General features: G+C 41.5%; 14 protein-coding genes and 2 pseudogenes. 9 read left to right on the forward strand and 7 right to left on the reverse strand.

Annotation, left to right across the window (positions count from 1 at the left end; translation table 11 throughout):
* Window positions 1–132: 132 nt before the first annotated feature.
* A pseudogene (locus V7K76_RS34570) lies at window positions 133–243 on the reverse strand (hypothetical protein); the annotation flags it as partial.
* 24 nt (window positions 244–267) lie between these two features.
* Window positions 268–405, reverse strand: a complete 138-nt coding sequence (locus tag V7K76_RS08360) for a hypothetical protein (protein WP_334776757.1) — start codon at window positions 403–405, stop codon at window positions 268–270.
* Window positions 406–490: 85 nt separating this feature from the next.
* On the opposite strand from V7K76_RS08360, the pseudogene V7K76_RS08365 reads away from it, so the two are divergent.
* Window positions 491–1,740: pseudogene (locus tag V7K76_RS08365) on the forward strand (IS4 family transposase).
* Window positions 1,741–2,001: 261 nt separating this feature from the next.
* Here V7K76_RS08365 and V7K76_RS08370 read toward each other — a convergent pair.
* Window positions 2,002–2,307, reverse strand: coding sequence for a hypothetical protein (locus V7K76_RS08370; protein WP_334776756.1), 306 nt, complete (start codon window positions 2,305–2,307; stop codon window positions 2,002–2,004).
* A gap of 279 nt (window positions 2,308–2,586) precedes the next feature.
* The gene (locus V7K76_RS08375; RefSeq protein ID WP_334776755.1) at window positions 2,587–2,871 is read right to left on the reverse strand and encodes a hypothetical protein; all 285 of its coding nucleotides are present in this window, start codon (window positions 2,869–2,871) and stop codon (window positions 2,587–2,589) included.
* A gap of 643 nt (window positions 2,872–3,514) precedes the next feature.
* Between V7K76_RS08375 and aroA the strand changes: the two genes are divergently transcribed.
* Window positions 3,515–4,795 (forward strand): 3-phosphoshikimate 1-carboxyvinyltransferase, encoded by a 1,281-nt coding sequence (aroA, locus tag V7K76_RS08380; RefSeq protein WP_334776753.1) that lies wholly within the window; start codon window positions 3,515–3,517, stop codon window positions 4,793–4,795.
* Between the two features lie 49 nt (window positions 4,796–4,844).
* Here aroA and V7K76_RS08385 read toward each other — a convergent pair whose 3' ends face one another.
* Window positions 4,845–6,971 carry an ATP-binding protein gene (locus V7K76_RS08385; protein ID WP_334776752.1) on the reverse strand — a complete coding sequence of 709 codons (2,127 nt, stop codon included), beginning with the start codon at window positions 6,969–6,971 and terminating at the stop codon, window positions 4,845–4,847.
* Window positions 6,972–7,264: 293 nt separating this feature from the next.
* Here V7K76_RS08385 and V7K76_RS08390 point away from each other — a divergent pair, with 293 nt between their 5' ends.
* From V7K76_RS08390 to V7K76_RS08400, 3 genes are all read left to right on the forward strand, one after another.
* A complete protein-coding gene (locus V7K76_RS08390) occupies window positions 7,265–8,005 on the forward strand; it encodes a RibD family protein (RefSeq protein ID WP_334776751.1) in 741 nt (246 codons plus the stop codon).
* 160 nt (window positions 8,006–8,165) lie between these two features.
* Window positions 8,166–9,344: a GNAT family N-acetyltransferase gene (locus V7K76_RS08395; protein ID WP_334776750.1), complete on the forward strand. Its 1,179-nt coding sequence runs from the start codon at window positions 8,166–8,168 to the stop codon at window positions 9,342–9,344.
* An 89-nt stretch (window positions 9,345–9,433) separates the two neighbouring features.
* A complete protein-coding gene (locus V7K76_RS08400) occupies window positions 9,434–9,817 on the forward strand; it encodes a DUF4346 domain-containing protein (RefSeq protein ID WP_334776748.1) in 384 nt (127 codons plus the stop codon).
* Between the two features lie 168 nt (window positions 9,818–9,985).
* On the opposite strand, the gene psb32 is transcribed toward V7K76_RS08400, so the two are convergent.
* A complete protein-coding gene (gene psb32, locus V7K76_RS08405) occupies window positions 9,986–10,726 on the reverse strand; it encodes a photosystem II repair protein Psb32 (RefSeq protein WP_334776747.1) in 741 nt (246 codons plus the stop codon).
* 1,080 nt (window positions 10,727–11,806) lie between these two features.
* Here psb32 and surE point away from each other — a divergent pair.
* The 3 genes from surE to V7K76_RS08420 all read left to right on the forward strand — a co-directional run bounded on the left by surE (window position 11,807) and on the right by V7K76_RS08420 (window position 14,422).
* On the forward strand, window positions 11,807–12,487 hold the full coding sequence (surE, locus tag V7K76_RS08410; RefSeq protein ID WP_334776746.1) for a 5'/3'-nucleotidase SurE: 681 nt from the start codon (window positions 11,807–11,809) through the stop codon (window positions 12,485–12,487).
* Between the two features lie 134 nt (window positions 12,488–12,621).
* Window positions 12,622–13,245 carry a hypothetical protein gene (locus V7K76_RS08415; RefSeq protein WP_334776745.1) on the forward strand — a complete coding sequence of 208 codons (624 nt, stop codon included), beginning with the start codon at window positions 12,622–12,624 and terminating at the stop codon, window positions 13,243–13,245.
* Window positions 13,246–13,753: 508 nt separating this feature from the next.
* Window positions 13,754–14,422, forward strand: coding sequence for a PAP/fibrillin family protein (locus V7K76_RS08420; RefSeq protein WP_334776743.1), 669 nt, complete (start codon window positions 13,754–13,756; stop codon window positions 14,420–14,422).
* Here the strand turns inward: V7K76_RS08420 and V7K76_RS08425 are convergent.
* The gene (locus V7K76_RS08425) at window positions 14,410–14,835 is read right to left on the reverse strand and encodes a hypothetical protein (protein ID WP_334776742.1); all 426 of its coding nucleotides are present in this window, start codon (window positions 14,833–14,835) and stop codon (window positions 14,410–14,412) included. The two genes, V7K76_RS08420 and V7K76_RS08425, sit on opposite strands and share 13 nt — an antisense overlap.
* Window positions 14,836–15,289: 454 nt before the next feature.
* Between V7K76_RS08425 and V7K76_RS08430 the strand changes: the two genes are divergently transcribed.
* Window positions 15,290–19,321, forward strand: a complete 4,032-nt coding sequence (locus V7K76_RS08430) for a two-partner secretion domain-containing protein (RefSeq protein WP_334953618.1) — start codon at window positions 15,290–15,292, stop codon at window positions 19,319–19,321.
* Window positions 19,322–19,576: the final 255 nt, after the last annotated feature.

Below are 19,576 nucleotides of genomic sequence, written 5' to 3' on the forward strand. Positions count from 1 at the left end.
TCTCGTACCTGCTTTATTTATCGATGTTGCCATAACTCTTGCACTCAACTCATGCCGTATATTTTGGCACTCAGGAAAGCAAGAAACTAGAGCTGATCCTCTACTATGATTTCAACATCAATAATATGGGAATTATAGCATATCATTTAGTACATTTGTTCTATTGTAAATTGGATGCAACAGTATGGCAATATGACTAACCGTCATTCGATTGCCTGCAATTCGCGATTTACCGCCTCTAACTTCTGGTGTCTATCACGCAGGATTTTAGAGAAAAGCGATCGCACTTTGGTTGTAATTAGCTATTAAACCTCGTCTACCTTGAGAACCGTAGTTTTGTAGGTTGGGTGCAGCGATAGCGTAACCCAACATAAAATTTGGTGATAATGTTGGGTTGCGTTTCACTCCACCCAACCCAATACTTCTCGGTTAAGAACAAAAGCAAGGTAAAGTGATAATTGTTCTCCAAGAAGTGCGATGGGAAAAATTGGTGCTGCTAAAAGATTTTTCGTTGATAACGCCAACCTTAGAAGCAGAGTTAATATTCAAAGCGATAGAAACAGTCATTTCGCCATCAGTGATTAGAGAAACTTTATCAGAGACAGACAGTGGTGAAGAGCGATGCCTGCGGCGAGCTTCGCTAACGCGGAAATTGCCATCTGGGTTGGTAGTGTGTCTAGTCATAGCGATGAATCTATGGTCATCAGATGCAATGGGGGATGTACTGAAAAATCTGGTAAATGGACTAAGTAGACAGTGGACGCGATTAGGGCAGTATTGGAAAGTACCAAGTAGTTCTTCCATCAGTGAAGCAAGACAGAGGTTGGGATGTTGGGCAATGAGTCGGCTGTTTCACAAGATAGTCAGACCATTAGCGACAGCGCAGACTCCAGGGGCATTTTTAGGAGGACTACGAGTAATGGCAGTAGACGGTACGGTGTTGGATGTCCCAGATAGTGCGGCTAATGCCAGGGTGTTTGGATATCCAGGCAGTAGAAAAGGAACTAGAGCGGCATTTCCTTGCATTACGTTTAGTATTGCTAATTGAGGCGGGAACGCATCTAATTGTTGATGCCTTGATGTGTCCTTACCGGATGTCCGAAAGAATCCGAGCTTTAAAACTACTACGAGCTTGTAGTCAAGGGATGCTGCCGATGTGGGATAGAGGGCTACATTCTTACCGCATGGTTCATACCACCTTAAATCAAGGATGTGACTATTTAGGGCGAGTGCCAAAGAACGTTAAATTTCCAGTAGACAAGGTTTTAGACGATGGCTCATATCTGTCCTGGATTGCTCCAGACCGCAAATCCAAGCACAAAGGTGGGTCAAGGATTTAGGTACGGGTTATAGAATACACTATCGACTCAGAGAATGGACAACAAACTTATCGTTTAATTACCAGTTTGATGGATATTGCGCTATTTCCGGCTTTGTTGTTGGCCACAGAATATCATCAGCGTTGGGAAATTGAAAACACTATTGATGAGTTAAAAACTCATCTAAATGGGCGTAAAACTCCGATTCGTTCTCTCAAACCTCGCGAAGTTGTTCAAGAAATCTACGGCTGGCTTTTAAGCCATTATGCAGTTCGTACTTTAATGTTTCAAGCCGCAACTGCTGCTGAAATATCTCCTTTGCGCTTAGGTTTCACTGGTACTCTCAAAGTTAAACGCCTGTGCTATTGCTGATTTCCAAGATGCCAACAGTGGGCAACTACCCTTTTTTTCTCCAAACTAATCCTGGAAATTTTGGAGCAAAAAATCCCTCCAAGACAGGGCAGAACAAATCCCAGAGTAGTCAAAAAACCTCGTTCTAAGTTTCCAGCGAGAATTCCAATCCACAGAGGAGCGGGTACTAAACTTTAACCACTCACTTTTTTTATTCTCAATACTGCTTAATTCTTAACTGAGAAGTATTGGGACTTTCCTCAACACACCCTGACTACGATCGCCTATTTTAGAACACAGCGAGTTTGAAAACACGCTCTAGGCTTATGTGCTAGCTAACAAAATCTTTGTGGGCAGTGACAAGCATCTGAGCTTGTCTTAAAACGTTTCCGAATAAATAAATAGGAATCTGCCAAGCTGCAACAGTAACTTCTTTAACAATATCCTGTACACTAATTGCAATTAATTCATGCTCTGGCGGCTCTCCCTCAACTGTACCAGACCAAGTAAAAGCTAATAAAAAATCATCGTCTCCAGGCAAGGATGCAATCAAACATTCTTCAGGTGTTGGCTGGCAAATAATTCCATGATCGTTTGCAAGTTCTACTAGTCTTTGAAATTTGTTTACGTTAGTCATTTGTCCTTGGGATGTAATTGAATCTCAGTTTTAGAAGAAATCATATTTTGAACTCCACAACTCAACTTAGTTGCTTCATACCATAAATTAAGAATTACGAATTATTAAGGAGTTATTGGAGTTTGGTCAGGCTTAAGTTCAGAATCTTATCGCGATCGCCTGGTTTTATCAGCAACATTTGTTACTATTTTAAAAAATCTCAACTACCTATTTTTTCGGTTTACCCCATTTATATATACCTCTCTTTGTTAGCGTTTGAATATGATTGATACTCTCATCTCACCCAAGCTGATGCAGTGTATTTAAAATTGCGTAGACGCCTAGCGGCTTGTCGTCAGACATCGCTTTTGGCCGAACAGCTGTAAACCGAAGCAGATAAAGATGCCCGTCAATATTAGATTGTTGGATCACCTTGGCATAGATATATTCTTCTTCTATGGACATTTCTGCTTCAATCAATAACTTGAGTTTGAGATTGCTCAAAAGATATAAATAATGTGGCGATCGCAGCTGCGCCCCTTTTTCTGAAAGGCTAATCAAGTTCCGTAAAAATACTGTTCCCACGGCATATTTTCCCTGTAAAATTGTGTATTCTACAGGTACTTCTTGATTGAGAATTTTTTAACGAACCACGGAGACGCAGAGGGCACTGAGAGAAGAGCAAAGACAAAGGCAAGGAAAAGGTTACAAAATATATATATGGTTTAATCCATTTCATATTAAAAATTTCTGGGTGCCAGATTAGTCGGGTGAATAAATAAAGTATTCCCAAAAGCAGAGCCAGATTTTTCACTTACAGCAGTTTTCATGTATTTGAACCACATCTGTCGCCAGGGCACAGCAATACTCATTGGTGTCAAATTAAGGTGAAACGGGCGGTTAGAAACCGCGTCTACACAAACAAAAGCTACCGATCCTGGGTTTCAAAACCTTGATTTGACTAGCGATTTTAGATTTTAGATTTTGGATTAAAAGAATTTTTGGTTCATACCCCGCCCGAAGTCAAGCGGAATCTTCTTATAGAGAGAAGGTTGATACCCCGCCCGCAAGTGGCGCGGTCTTTCACGCTCTTTACCGAGGCACTTGGAACTCAGCACTCTTCATTTTTGCCTTGTTCGGTCATTTTAAATTGATTTCCCCCTGCTCCTTTCGTTCAAGATATGGGAATATATAAGGTTGTAGCTAACCGCCTACGTAGAGGTCTAAAGTGGATACCATTGCAATTCCTGCTCTAAATCGGCCAGTGGATGCCACGGTAGAAATTCCTGGTTCTAAAAGTCTTACCAATCGGGCGTTGCTTGTCGCTGCTTTGGCGCAAGGTGACTCCATTTTAGAAAATGCCTTATTTAGTGAAGACAGCGAGTATTTTGCTAAATGTTTAGAGCAATTGAGTATTCCCATAACTCTGAATCCTCATCTGGCTCAGATTCAGATTGTCGGAAGGGGAGGTGATATTCCAGCTAAACAGGCAGATTTATTTGTGGGTTTATCAGGTACTACAGCACGGTTTATTTCGGCGCTGGTGGCACTGGGTAATGGCGAATATCGGCTAGATGGCGTTCCTCGGATGCGAGAACGACCGATGGGTGACATGCTGACGGTGCTGCAAACAGGTGGAGCCACTGTTAACTTTGAGGGAAACTCTGGGTTTATGCCCTACACCCTCTATAGCCAGGGATTCGCTGGCGGAAATTTTCGCTTGAAAGCTAACCAAACAAGTCAGCAACTTTCGGCGTTGCTGATGATTGCACCTTACGCTCAACAGGATACGATTTTTGAGGTTGAGGGTACACTGGTTTCTCAGTCTTATATCAAAATGACCTGTAGCCTCATGGCCGATTTTGGCGTAGAGGTGATTCAAATTGGCGAGAATCAATTTCAGATTAAAGCAGGTCAACGTTACCAAGCTCGACATTACACAATAGAACCCGATGCGTCAAATGCTTCTTACTTTTTTGCCGCCGCCGCCGTCACGGGTGGACGAGTGCGCGTCAAACATTTGACCAAACAATCCTGTCAGGGTGATATTCTCTGGCTGAATGTTTTAGAGCAGATGGGTTGCCAAATTAAGGATTCCGATGATTACACTGAAGTGACGGGGCCGAAGCAATTGCAAGGCATCGATATTGATATGAATGATATATCGGATTTGGTGCAAACATTAGCTGCGATCGCGCCCTTTGCCAGTTCACCGATTACTATTCGGAACGTAGAACATATTCGATATAAGGAAACCGATCGGATTCAAGCTGTTGTCACAGAATTACGTCGGTTAGGGGTTAAGGTGGAAGAATTCGCCGATAAACTGAGAATTGAGCCTAGCCCCATTACCCCAGCCGCGATTGAAACCTATCACGATCATCGAATGGCGATGGCTTTTGCTGTCACTGGTTTGAAGGTTCCAGGGATTGTAATTAAAGATCCTGGTTGTACAGCAAAGACTTTTCCAGATTATTTTACCCGATTCTTTCAAATGTTAGAACAATAACGATTTCTTCCCCTACTCCCTACTCCCTACTCCCGCCCCGAAGGGGTAGTCAACTTTCGGAAGTCACATTCGCACAAACTCCTCTTTTTGGGAGACTTACCAGGATAGTTTGCAATGGTGAAAGACGAATCTCGCAAGTCTCATTACCAATTAGTACCAGGGACTTTGGTAACATCTCTTTGTCTAGCTCTATTTTCACAGGCTTATTGCTCCCCAAAGAAGAACTTTCCCCATCCTCTAGGCTAGGGTAGCGGCTTGCTTTTCCCCCGTCATTCCCAGAGGAGAATCCCAAATCCTCTACATTTCCTTCTTTGTTAAGAGCCGCTAACAGTGAGATATCAATCAAAGGTAAGGTAATTTTTAGTGTTGTACCTTGATGAAGTCCTGCACTTTCAAGAGTAATGCTGCCTCCCATAAGTTCAATTAAGTTTCGTGAAATTGCTAATCCCAGTCCAGTGCCTTCAAACTGACGCGTGGTTGTGCCATTCACCATCACAAAGGGACGAAATAGTTTATGCTGTTGAGTTGGATCGATACCTATACCTGTATCTTTGACGGCGACTACCACCTGAGATTGACCACTACTATGTTGAATTTCTGTAGTAATGGTGATACTTCCTGTGTCGGTGAACTTAGTAGCATTACCGATAACATTAATCAGCACTTGCTTTAGTTTTGGCGCATCTGCTTTTATTGGTATAACTTGGGAATCTAACTCACATTTTAATTGCAAGCCTTTTTGTTGAACATTTACTGATTGTAAATTAATCACCTCTAACAATATTTGTCGGAGGTCAAGGGGTGTGGAGACAACTGAAAGCTTACCTGCTTCGATTTTAGAAATGTCGAGTAAATCATTAATAATACCTAGCAAATGAATCGTTGTTTCATCTGCACGTTTGAGAAACTCCATTTCTTCTTCTCGGTCATCACATAAGCCATCTTCAACCAAGCGAATACAGTTAATAATAATATTTAATGGGTTTCTCAATTCATGAGAAGTCGTAGCCAAAAACTGGCTTTTAATTTGGTTAGCGGTTTTTGCTTCTTTCCAAGCCATTTCTAGTTCTTCTGAACCAGCTTTGAGCCGTTCTACCATTTGGTCTAAGGCTTGGGCTAGTTGATTGAATTCCCGGATTTGAAAATTGTGCGGCACTGGTTGTGCAGCGTGGTGAGAGTGAATATTGAGAGCGTAATCTCGCAATTCTTCTACAGGACGTGCCAAGTAAGGAGCTAAATATAGGGATGCTAACAAGCTTGCACCAATCAAACCAACTGTCAAAACGATGAGAATTAATTTGATTTCTTCTAAACCAAAAAGCGCATTTTCAACACTCGTAACAGCTAAGACTACCCATTTTTGCTGCTGCTGTTGACTAAGTGGATTGGCAATAGCTGTATAACCAGCTACTAATTCTTTGCCATCTGTAAAAGACAAATTTATTGAATCATTTCGCCCAGCGATCGCATTTTTAATTATGCTTTTGAGTTGGGAAGCATAAGGGTGCTGATTGATATTAGTTCCCACCCAGTCTGCGAATGGGTGTGCCAAAATTGTGCCATCTTCAGCAATCACTACCATAGCGCCTGTGAGCGATCCAGGTGGATTTATGGTTTGTTGGTACAAAGCAGACTGAATACTTAAGCTGTAAAGTAAATTTCTTGGGCTATCGGAAACTGGTGCAGATAAAACTACTTGCAGTTGATTTTGTGTGTTTCTTTTCCCAGTCGTTCCTGCCTTTGGTGGCAAGATTGATTTGACATCAATTCCGTCACTTGGCAAAGGTAATATCAATTCTCCAATAGCTTGATCTGCACAGCTACTAGCAATTATTTTTTGGTTTAACAGATTCGTCAATTGGATGCATTCAATACTGGCTGGAAGTTGTTGCCTCAACTGCGTGAGAATTTCTTGTTCTTGTATCCGCGAACCCGACGGAATAACTGTCGTTTTACTTACACTCAGTAAATTAGCTTTTAAGATTGCGATCGCATCTTCAATTCTCTCACCTTTACTGATGGCGCTTTCGGTTAAATTTTGACGCGCAGTTCCCAATATGCTAGAACGTGCCTTATTTAAGGCAACAATTTCGCCTACAAGTAAAACTGGAACGAACAGCAGCAATATTCTCGTTACTAAAATTCGGCGAAAGGAAGATTGGCGGGAATTAGTCATCGAGTGTCTCACTTTGCATCTGCAAACCACAACAGCAAAGATATGTAATTAGACCAGCTAGATGAGACATTTTATTAAATTATCAGAATTTTATTTTCAATGTTTAAAAATAACAAATTGCTATAATCCAAAAAGAAACGTGAGATACCAAAACTTGTATATGCTAGATGGAAAAGTGATTTGTGCTGCATATAAATACAGTGGTGAAATTGTAAAATAGTAGCTTGCAGGCATGGTTTTTTTGAGAATTTATACACGACTAAAGAAAATATTAAAACTATCAAATCAAGTTAATGTTGCAACCTCGTCCTCATACTACAGTTGTTTTAGCAATGAGTGTAGATGGTAAGATAGCAGATTTTAAGCGATCGCCTGCTCGATTTGGCTCAAGGGTTGATAAAGCACACTTAGAAAAACAAATCGCTGCCTCTGATGCCGTTCTATTCGGTGCTGGTACTCTGGGCGCTTATGGAACAACACTTACAGTATCAGATCCAACTCTAGTGCAACTTCGGGACCAAGCAGGGAAGCCTCCGCAGCCAGTTCATATAGTGACTACACGTTCTGCAAACCTTAATCCGGAAATTCACTTTTTTCAGCAACCAGTTAGACGTTGGCTACTCACCACAACAGCAGGAGCGGTTTCATGGAAAGGACGTTTACAGACGCTTTCCTCAACTCTGGGAAACGGAGTAGAGGAGTACCCTTCAGAATTTGAGCAAATTCTGGTTTTTGAAACACCAACGCGAGAAATTGATATGTCCGCAGCTTTGAAGCATCTAGCCACTCTACATATAACACGCTTGGTAGTCTTAGGTGGAGGTAAATTAGTCGCTTCCTTACTGGAATTAGACTTAATTGATGAATTATGGTTGACTGTTTGTCCACTGATTTTAGGTGGTAATACTGCACCCACACCTGTAGATGGGAAAGGATTTTTACCCAATTTAGCTCCCAAGTTGCAACTTCTAGAAGTTAATACAGTTGAGCAAGAAGTGTTTTTGCACTATCGCCTGCAACGACCCGCAGATTAGATTACGCTAAGTTAAGTTATTGATTGGGCATGGGGCAATTCAATTTTAGATTTTGGATTGACAATTTTGGATTAAATTTCTTCAATCTAAAATCCAAAATCTAAAATCTAAAATTCTTATTCCCCTACTCCCTACTCCCTACTCCCTACTCTTCTAAAAAGTGGAACAACCTAAGCCTCGCTATTCTGTCGTTTGGACGAACAAAATCGCTGAAGTACCCCAAAATGCCTGGAATGCTTTGGCAATGCCACTCAAAACGCCATTTTTAGAATGGGAGTGGCTGAACAATATCGAAACCTCCCAGAGTGCTACGGCTAAAACTGGTTGGTTGCCGAATCACTTGACATTGTGGCGAGATCGAACGCTGATTGCTGCTGCGCCACTTTATCTCAAAGGACATAGTTCTGGTGAGTTTGTTTTCGATCACCAATGGGCAGAGTTAGCCGATCGCATCGGAGTCCAGTATTACCCAAAATTGCTGGGAATGACACCATTTACTCCGGCTGAAGGCTATCGGTTTTTAATTGCCCCAGGAGAAGATGAGGATGAAATCACAGCGATAATGGTGCATGAAATTGACACTTTTTGCTCTAAAAATGGAATTTCTGGGTGTCATTTTCTCTATGTCGATCCCCAATGGCGTCCTATCCTGGAACGGCATGGTTTTACAACTTGGCTACATCACAGCTACATCTGGGAAAATTCTGGCTTTAAAACTTTTGATGACTACTTAAAGGTGTTTAACGCCAATCAGCGCCGCAATATCAAGCGGGAACGTAAAGCCGTAGAAAAAGCAGGTTTACGATTACAACCACTGACTGGTGATGAAATTCCTCAGTCTTTGTTTCCCTTGATGCACCGTTTCTATGCTGACACCTGTGATAAATTTGGCTGGTGGGGTAGTAAGTATCTCACACAGCGCTTTTTTGAGCAGCTACACTCAGATTATCGCCATCGAGTCTTGTTTGTTGCTGCATATAGCGAGGCAGATAACTCTCATCCTTTAGGAATGTCTTTTTGTTTGTTTAAAGATGACAAACTTTATGGACGCTATTGGGGAAGTTTTCAAGAAATAGATTGCTTACATTTTGATGTTTGTTATTATGCGCCAATTGAGTGGGCGATCGCTAACGGTATCCAAATTTTTGACCCTGGCGCAGGTGGACGACATAAAAAACGCCGTGGTTTCCCCGCCATGCCCAACCACAGTTTGCACCGATTTTACAATAATCGTTTAGGAAAAATTTTACTTCCCTATATTAAGGAAGTGAATCAACTCGAACAGCAGCAGATTGAGGCAATTAATGCAGAGTTGCCATTTAGTAACCGAGATTCTTAAAAGTTTGCCAAGGCAGAGGGTAAACGAAGAATTACACTTGATATAGAGTATAAAACCTTGAAGAAAGAAAATTTCTTTTTATAATGCTTATGGATTTAATAGTTGAAGATTTAGCCGCAATTGATGATAAACTTTCCCAGCGTCATATTGACCTCGATCCTGGTGGATATTTTATTATTTACTTGGATCGAGATGCAGGGTTAATTTATGCCAAGCATTTTACAAATGTAATTGACGATCGCGGTTTAGCTATCGATCCCGAAACGGGAAAGGTAATTCCCGCACGAGAAAAGGTAGAACGAACTCATACCACAGTCTTTAACGCGAGGACGGCGAAAGAACTTTGCGTGAAAATTTTTGAAGAAACTCAGCCCTCTCCGGTAACTCAATTAAATCATGCCGCTTATTTGGGTCGAGAATTTATCCGGGCTGAGGTTGCTTTAATTACAAGGCAAGAGTATGTTCAAGATTAAGCTAATTTTAGATTTTAGATTTTAGATTTTAGATTTTTCTTCAATCCCTTCTCCCAAGGGGAGACGCTGCGCGAACGGGTTCAGCAGTCACTCATGGGGGAAACCCCCAAGACCGTGCTGCTTCACCAAAATCCAAAATTAAAAATCTAAAATTGAACAGCTCTGCCATTACCCATCAGATGATGGCTGATTTATCTGATAGATATAGTAAGTCGCCATTGGGATAACGGTGGCGGCAATTAACAATCCTACTACCCAAGCTGTAGCATTACCTTGATCGGTTTCTTCTGCTTTCTTGAATGTGCCTCCAACAGGTACATTGTCAGTTATTTTAGGTGGACCTGGATCGGCTTTGCCGGAGAGTACGGCGACAAGGCGATCGCTTGCATCGAGAAACGCCTGGTTGTATTTATTACCATTGCGTAATGGCACACTTACGGTTTCAGTGGCTACACTCTCGGCAATAGCGTCAGTGAGTAAAGGTTTAACTTCATCCCCAGTCAGAATGGCAGTACCATTGGTAACTGTGTCAATCACCAATAAAGTTTGATTAGCTTGGGCTTCTTTTGTAGGAAACCATTTTTCAAACAGTTCTTTAGTAAAGCTTTCTGGTGTTTCACCGTAGTCGAGGCGGCGAACAGTAACAATTCTGACTTCCTTATTTGTTTGCTTTGCCAAATCCTCGAAAGCGCTGCTAATTTTACCTTCATTCAGACGGCTGATAACTTCACCTTGATCCAAAACCCAGGTGTTATTCCCTGCTGTCAGGCTGGGTATTTGATACACACCTGTGGCTAAAGCAGGTGTAGCAAACAGTGAAGCTGCTAAAATAATAACCGTCACCAAAGGTAAAATTAGCTGAACGAGGTGTTTTTGACTGCTAAATAATTGTTTGAAAAGCTGTTTCATTGTGTGATTCCTAAGACAGACTTGCACCAAAAATACTACAGAACCACTGCAAAAATCACCTCTTTCCCGATTTTCTCCAGTATGAAATTTCTACTACTTCTAGCAAATATACAGCAGATTGCAGGTAAGTGAGGTACAAATTTTAAGCACAAAGCCATATATCAAGAGACTTTCAACCCTGTTCCCTGCTGTATATTACACAGGATTTTTTGATTGCACAAACTTGTTCAGGGGGCGGCTGCAAGCGTTAACTTGAGGCTAACACTCTTGCTAGTGACAAGAAATACCGCCCATTTTGGGAGTTAACCCAAATGCTTAGGGCGGAATTTGCAAACCATCTAGAAATCATATCTTATGATCAATATTTTTGGCAGAATCCAGTATATTTTTTCATATCTGCAACTAGCTTTTCCTGCTTTACCCCTTGATGGGTGATGTAGCGATCGCTGGTTTCTATGCAATATATTCTAGACATCTGGTGAAAATGAATGTAGAGACGTAGCAGTGCTACGTCTCTACAAGGATTTTGGATAACGCATAGTTAATTTCTGGAGATGTCTTCTGAGCTTATACTAAAAACGGATGATTGCTAGACTTTTGCCCAGGCAAAAATCTTTGTATATCAATACTCTTGGCGATTTTAAAACTAAAGCTGTAACCCGTCTTTAGTATACCTAAGAAGGGATATATCTGCATTTTTCTGATATTTTAGCTAAATCCATATCAATAATATAAATAGGACTCCTATTCGATTTTTGAATAAAACTCCCTACATCTCTATTCCCTATTCCCTATTCCCTATTCCCTGTTCCGAATGGCACTAAGTTAAGATACAGCCCTTGCCCTGACTGGTTCCCAGCCTCCAGGCTGGGAACCCATTCTGGGAGGCTCCGCCTCCTCTTTCTTGACCAGAGGCGGAGCCTCTCGGAATACATTCCCAGCCTGGAGGCTGGGAACGAGGCTACACAAGCTTTTGGGCTTTTCTTAGTGCCATTCTTCCCTGTTCCCTTTCTCTACAAATGATTCAGAAATCAAAGACGCTCGATGACTCGCTACCGCTTCGCTATCGGATTGCCATACATGACTATCATACTAACTAACGACGACGGCATTGATGCCCCCGGTATCCAAGCTTTACTCAAAGCTGTAAACGGCATAAATACTATTATCGCGGCTCCTGCCGAGCATCAGTCTGGCTGTGGACATCAAGTTACTACTACTGGTGCTATCAACCTCCAGCGACGTTCTGAGACTGAATATGCGATCGCTGGTACTCCTGCTGATTGTGTAAGAATTGCAATAACACAAATTACCGCAAATGTCAAATTTGTACTTTCAGGCATCAACGCTGGGGGTAACTTGGGAGTCGATGCCTACATTTCTGGTACAGTGGCCGCCGTGCGGGAAGCGGCAATGCACGGTATTCCTGGAGTTGCAATTTCCCAGTATCGTAAAGCCAAGCAGAGTTTTGATTGGGATCTGGCCGCCAAATTGACAGCTGAAGTTTTAGCGGACTTACTCAAGCGTCCCCTAGAACCAGGAAGCTTTTGGAATGTGAACTTGCCGCATCTGCAACCAGGAGAACCCGATCCTAATGTAGTGTTTTGCCAACCCTGTACTAAACCTTTGCCCGTGAACTATCGAATTGAAGGCGATAATTTTTATTATGTAGGGGAATATGGCAAACGCGATCGCACTCCTGGTAGCGATGTCGATGTTTGTTTTTCTGGCAATATCGCGGTGACACAGTTAAGGGTTTGACAATTAATCTTACGGCTATTGGTTGGTGCGATCGCGATCGCAAGCAAAATTACTGATGCAGTCAAAATTTTTCAGGTTTTTAAATCTGGTAAAGTTTCAGTGGTACTTAAGACTAATTAAAAAAAGGAGAAAATATGCAGTTTCTCAAAATAATTCTTGTCGCTCTTGTGTTGATGCTGAACCTGGTAATTGCTCAACCTTCTTGGGCAAGCAAGGATTTTACTAAGGGGGCTGACTATACCGAGGTAACTCAGGCGCTCAATCAACTTCTAACTGTAAAAGATACACCTGAGCAAGCTGGCTATACACCTGAGCAGTTCCAGCAGCGATTGACACAATTGCAATCTCAGAAAAATATCATAGAAACAGCTAGAAAGCGGGCGCAGTGCCGTAATGAAACTGGAAAGACTTTGGCTGTCTATGCCAACAAACCAAAAAAATCTCCAACCCAACTCTACTTTCTGGGTGCAGGAACAATCACCGATGATGATTGGGATTGCGATGGCATTTACTTACCCGCAGGTTCTCAAGTGGTTCTAGGCCCAAACGCTCAACCACAAGAACTCACTGAACCAATCGCCATCCAGTTCGTTGATGGCACACAATCTCTTGCTAGAACTAATCCAGCCACCGGTGCCATTGAATTGAATGTTGAACCTGCCAAAGTATTCAAGGCGGGTGAGAGTACCTGGTTACTTCCCACTTATTCCCAAGCAGACATCGATACGCAAATTCCTACCCCACAACTCATTGACTAATCTCATCTAAATAATTCAACTTTTATGCACTTACTGCATAAAAGTTGAATTGAATTACAGCAGTTTTCATGTATTTGAACCACATCTGTCGTCAGGGCACAGCATTGCTCATTGGTGTCAACTTCTTAGTGACTCGCGCCAAAATAAAGTACCGATTGAAAACTCTGAATCCATCATAATAACGGTAAAACCTGATTGGTATATCGGTACATTATTTAATTGCAAGTCTCTTAACATGAAACCGCTTGTCCGCCGGGAATTGAAATTCCCGTCTCATAGCTAAAGTCATCTGAAGATGACTAAATATCGCCAAAAATCTCCAGTCTACTTCAGTAGACTTAAAACTATTAGCCAGGGAATTTATTCCCTGGCGGGCGACGAAGCCAACAGTTAAGCTATTTTTGACAACAGTTGACACCAATGAGTATTGCTGTGCCCCTACCGCTTGGTCTATTTACCTGAAAATAGCTGTAAAGTAATAAAATACGTAAATTAAAATATTCAACCATTGAACAATCAACTTTTAATTAAGGAAAAATTACAAGCCAGCCTTGAGAATATTCCAACTAAGAGCAATGGTTCTCCCATTACCGACTTGCAGATAGATAAAACCTTAGCCGAAGAAATTGAACAATTGACGACAGAACTGGAGAGCGTCAATCCCAATCTCAATCCTCTTCTCTACGCTACTTCTTTACTCGAAGGAGCTTGGCAACTCCAATACTCCACTGCAAGAGAAATCCGTTCTTTAGTTTCCCTCCCATTGGGATTAAAGCTGGGTAAAGTTTATCAAGTGATTGATGTTGCAAATAAATTGTTTTTCAATCTAGCTAAGGTTAAACATCCTCTGGGGCTAGTATCGGGATATGTCAAAGTGACAGCTAGCTTTGAGCCAGCCAAAGAAGACTTAGAGCCTCCATCGAACAAACGCATCAACGTTTATTTTGACAAACGCTACCTATCGATTGAGAAGATTGTCGGCATTAATACCCCTCAACTCAACCCCTTTAAGGTTGTCCCTGCTAATAATCCTAATAATAGAACTGCCACACTAGATATTACTTACTTAGATGAAACCTTAAGAATTGGACGTGGAGGAGATGGAAGTTTATTCATTCTGAGTAAATGCAATGATTTCCCTGACTTCACCTCCTTAGCAAAAACCTACTCTACGTAGATAGCAATTGGACTACCATCTTCTGATTTTCCTATACATCCCATTCCTGAACGTAGCCCACAGGTTAGAGATACATCCCATTGATCAGTAATATATCTACCTTTTTGCCATGCCAATTGGCGAACATAGAAATTTTCCCCATCAGAGGCATTAACAAGTTGGGGATAACTCAGAATGAGGATTAAACAATAGCGTGACGAGCATAACTTAATATTGGCACTAGCATTATCGAAAGCACCCATTACAGTAGAAGTACAACGATATGTTTCACCTGCAATAACAATATTGCAAGTTGATGGATAAAGGGTTTTAGAGTAGATAAAATCAACGGCTCTTTCTGCTAATACAGGGTGAGCATTTAGGCTGAATAAACCTACGGATGTTACTAAGGATGTAATCATTCTTTTGAACATAATTTTTCTCCTAATTGGGGTTGTTCTCCATTTAATAAACCTACCTATGTAACTAAAAGTTAAATCGGTGAAAACTTTGCGATTGCAACTCTTAGAGACGCTACGCGTAGCAAGATCCCCGTAGGGGTACACTCCACTTCGTTGCATACCCTGCGGGAAGGCTTACGCCAACGCAATGACATAGTTATAAATTTTCTCACCCACCTACTTCTTGGTGATGGAACTAATTAGTATTCAGTAGTTTTACTGTTGCCGATGAATTTCACAATATCCGACATATTCATGCCACGCATCCACCTTTTCTGCTTGTTTGCGTGCAGTTTCATACCTGGAGAATGCACAAATGCGATCGCCTGATTGCAGAAAACTGCATAATTAACGAATATTCGCTTATTGATTATCCAAGGGTGCAGTTTTATTAGATACTCAAATAATCCATATAAAAGCGCACCCAATGACGATCAAATACCGATTACACAAGTGTTTGCAGTTTGGATTTGCAGGGTTGCTGGGCTGCTTAAGTGTAAGTCTCCTCACTAGCAAAACCCAGGCACAGCAAAGTAATATCGTGCCTGATAACACACTTGGCACTGAGTCATCTAAAGTTATAGGCAACTTTCAGGGACAGCCCATAGAAGTAATTACAGGTGGTGCAACTCGCCAAATCAATCTTTTTCACAGCTTTCAAGAATTTAATATCAGCGAGGGACGTGGGGCTTATTTCTTCAGTCCTAGCGCAGATATTCAGAATATTTTGGCACGGGTGACAGGTAGTAATCCTTCAGAAATTTTGGGTCAGCTGGGTACTTTCCAGATTATTAACGGTAGTATAGTCGGTTCTAATGCCAACTTATTTTTGATAAATCCCAATGGCATTGTGTTTGGGAAAAATGCCAGTTTAAATATTCAGGGTTCCTTTGTGGGGACGACTGCGAACGGTGTGCAGTTTGGCAATCAAGGGGTTTTTAGTGCGACAAATCCCCAAGCTGTGCCATTGTTGACTATTAATCCTTCAGTATTGCTGTTTAATCAAATCCAAGCTTATGGGGGAATTATCAATCAATCCCAAGCACCCGCAGGTATTAATCCCATCGGTGATGATGTTACAGGTTTGCGAGTTGCTGATGGTAAAAGTTTGCTGCTGGTTGGTGGAAATATCAATATAGATGGCGGGAGTGTTCGCGCTTATGGGGGAAATATTGAGTTAGCAGGTTTGGCTGCACCGGGAAAGGTGGGGTTGAATATTGCGGGTGATAATTTTGGTTTAGTTTTACCTGAGAATGTGGAACGCGCCGATGTTTCGTTGACTAATGGTGCAGAAGTTAATGTTCGGGGTGCGGGTGGCGGTAATATCAACATTCAAGCTCGAAATGTAAATTTGGCAGGCGGAAGTATATTAAGAGCGGGAATAGATACAGGCTTAGGTACTCCAAATAGTAAGGGTGGAGATATTACTATTAATGCTACAGGAGATACAACATTAATAGATGAAAGTGCGATCGCTAACGTAGTGCAAGAAAGTGCATTTGGTCAAGCTGGCGATATCAATATTGCGACTGGGACATTGACGTTAAGCAATACTGGACAAATCAATGCTGATCTCTACGGACAAGGTAAGGCAGGAAATGTCAATATCAATGCTCAAGGTGATATCAGTTTTCGGACTTCAATACCAAATGAAGCTAACGGAATTTTTTCCAAGGTAATTGAGGGTGCAATAGGTAATGGTGGCAACGTTACTATTAATACCAGTTCCTTGGAAATAAGCGATGGTTCAGAAATTCAAGGTAGCACTTTAGGAAAAGGAAATTCTGGTAATATCATCATTAATGCTCGTAATAATATTTCATTAGATGGTAATGACGGTAATGTTTTTAGCCGGATTATTAATGATGTGCAACCCACTGCTGAAGGTAATGCAGGTAATATTCAAATCACAACAGGTACGCTAAAAGCTACCAATGGAGCCTTTATTAGTAGCAGTACCAGTGCCAAAGGAAATGCAGGTAATATCAGCATTAATGCCCTTGATAATATAACCTTCGATACTAAGAGCAATGTTAGTAGTTATGTGTTTAATGATGGGGTAGGTAACGGAGGAAATATTTACCTGAAAACAGGTTCACTCTCGTTAACTAATGGCAGTCAAGTATCGACAAATGTATCAGGACAAGGTAATGCCGGAAATATTACTGTCGAAGCCTCTGATAATGTCAAGCTAGATGGTGTTTTTATCGACGCGGGTAAGTTTGACCTTAATAATAAGGATTATGATTCGTATAGTGGTTTGAAAGGCAACTTAAACATTGGAGGTGTCGGAAAAGCAGGAAACATTCAAGTTACTACAGGATCACTTTCTGTTACTAATGGTGCCGAAATATCTAGCTTTACTGGTGGAGTCGGAAATGCAGGAAATATCACTATTAATGCCCGTGATAATGTGACATTTTCGGGTTTTGGAGGCAGAAAAAAAGATGGCAGTATAGTATCAAGTTTCGGCATTGAGAACGCGATAGGTAATGCTGGTGATATTCGCATTACTGCAAGTAATTTACTACTGAAAGATGGCGGTCAACTAAATGCTAGCAACGGCGGACAAGGAAATGGAGGTAATATCTTTCTTGATGTTGGCAATACTATTACTTTTGATGGAATTGGCGGTAATGGTTTATCTAGTCGTGCCACTATGGAAGCATACAATGGTAACGCCGGAAATATTCAAATTGAAACAGGATCGCTGTTTTTCACAAATGGCGGTATGATATCCTCTTCACATGACGGAGGGAAAGGTAATGCTGGAAATATCACCATCAATGCTCGTGATACAGTAACTTTTGATGGTGTCGTCAAGGGTGTAACTTTGAGTACTGGTAAAATTATTGATGCAAAGAGTGGTTTATTTAGTTTATTGGCGAGTGGTGAAGGTAAAGGAGGTGACATCGAAATTACAACAGGGTCACTTTCCGTCACCAACGGTGCAACCATTGCTGGAAACTCAGGTGGACAGGGAAATGGAGGCAATATCACCATCAATGCCCGTGATACAGTAACTTTGGATGGTGGGAAAAATAGTTTAATTACTTCCATAGGCAGTCCTACGGTAAGCAGTAGCACAGGTAATGCTGGGAATATTCGCATCAACGCTAGAGAATTATTTATAAAAAATGGTGGTGAACTTGCCGCTTTTAGTAGTGGTCAAGGTGATGGTGGTAATATCTTTATCGATACCCGCGATGCTGTAATTATCGATGGTACTACTGGCAATAAACCGACTGGCGTTTTTAGTTCTTTGTTCGCTGGAGTTGGCAAAGGTGGGGATATCCAAATTACAACCAATTCCTTAACATTAAGCAACGGCGGACAACTTTTTGCTAGCAGTTTCGGTAAAGGTAATGCAGGTGACATTATAGTTAATGCTGGCGATGCTATTGGCATTGATGGTGTCGGTAGTAATGGAAGTTCAAGCGGTGTTTTTACTACCTTAGAAGGTCAAGCTGAAGGTAGGGGAGGCAATATTAACCTGACAGCAGGTTCTTTGTCTTTAACCAATGGTGGAATAGTCAATGCTAGTACTTTTTCGAGAGGTAATGGGGGTGATATTACCATTGATGCACGCGATCGCATTCTAATCGATGGTATTGGCACCACAGGTTTTTCTAGCGGTATTTTTAGTACAGTCAGTCCAACAGCTGTGGGCAATGGAGGTAATATTTACCTGACAACAGATTCTTTGTATTTAAGTAATGCTGGGCGAGTAAGTACCAGCAGTGTGGGGCAAGGGAAAGCCGGAGATATTAATATTAATTCTGGTTCCACAACACTTGATAACAAAGGATTTATTACAGCAACCACCAACTCTGGTGATGGTGGAAATATTAATTTAACTGCTAGCGATCGCTTAATATTGCGTCGCGGTAGCGGAATTTCGACTACCGCAGGTACAGCCCAATCAGGTGGCGATGGTGGTAATATCAATATCTATTCAAGATTTATCGTCGCCATCCCCGAAGAAAACAGCGACATCACAGCCAACGCTTTCACAGGAACAGGTGGGAACGTCGAAATCAAGTCTCAAGGTATCTTTGGTATCGAATCGCGGACAAAGCCAACTGAAAAAAGTGATATTACCGCCAGTTCAGAACAAGGCGTTTCAGGAGTGATTAGCATTAACGCACCTGATACCAGTTCCATTCAAAACAGCTTTACCGAATTACCTCCAGTCATTGATACCAATGCACTCATTGCCAATAGCTGCATTTCCCGCGCTAGCAAGCGACAAGAAAATTCTTTTACCATTACAGGTTCCGGTGCTTTAACCAATAATCGGCCTGATAATGCTTTGGTTTCTAATTACACAACTGGTGAGGTAAGAGGTGTAGAAATTACATCCCGTCCTTGGAAGAAAGGCGATCCGATTATTGAACCGCAAGGATTATATCGGCTTGATAATGGGCAGTTGCTATTGAGTCGAGAATGTTCTAATTAATTTTATAGATTTAAATGTTATTGGCAATGAATGAGGGGTAAAAGCCAATATGCTTGGGTTAAGGGCTACTGGCAAAAATTTTGGGTTTTCGAGACGCGATAAATCGCCGTCTCTACAAGTTTTTTGGGGTAAAAGCCATCACCCCATGAAACAAGAAGTTCTACTGAGAATGAGTTTTCAACAAGCTGGACTAAATCCCTAAAGTCTCATTATAAATCAACAGTTTTTAGCGAGGGAGCATCCCAATTTTGCTTA

This window comes from Nostoc sp., from assembly GCF_036917975.1.
Taxonomy (GTDB): domain Bacteria; phylum Cyanobacteriota; class Cyanobacteriia; order Cyanobacteriales; family Nostocaceae; genus Nostoc.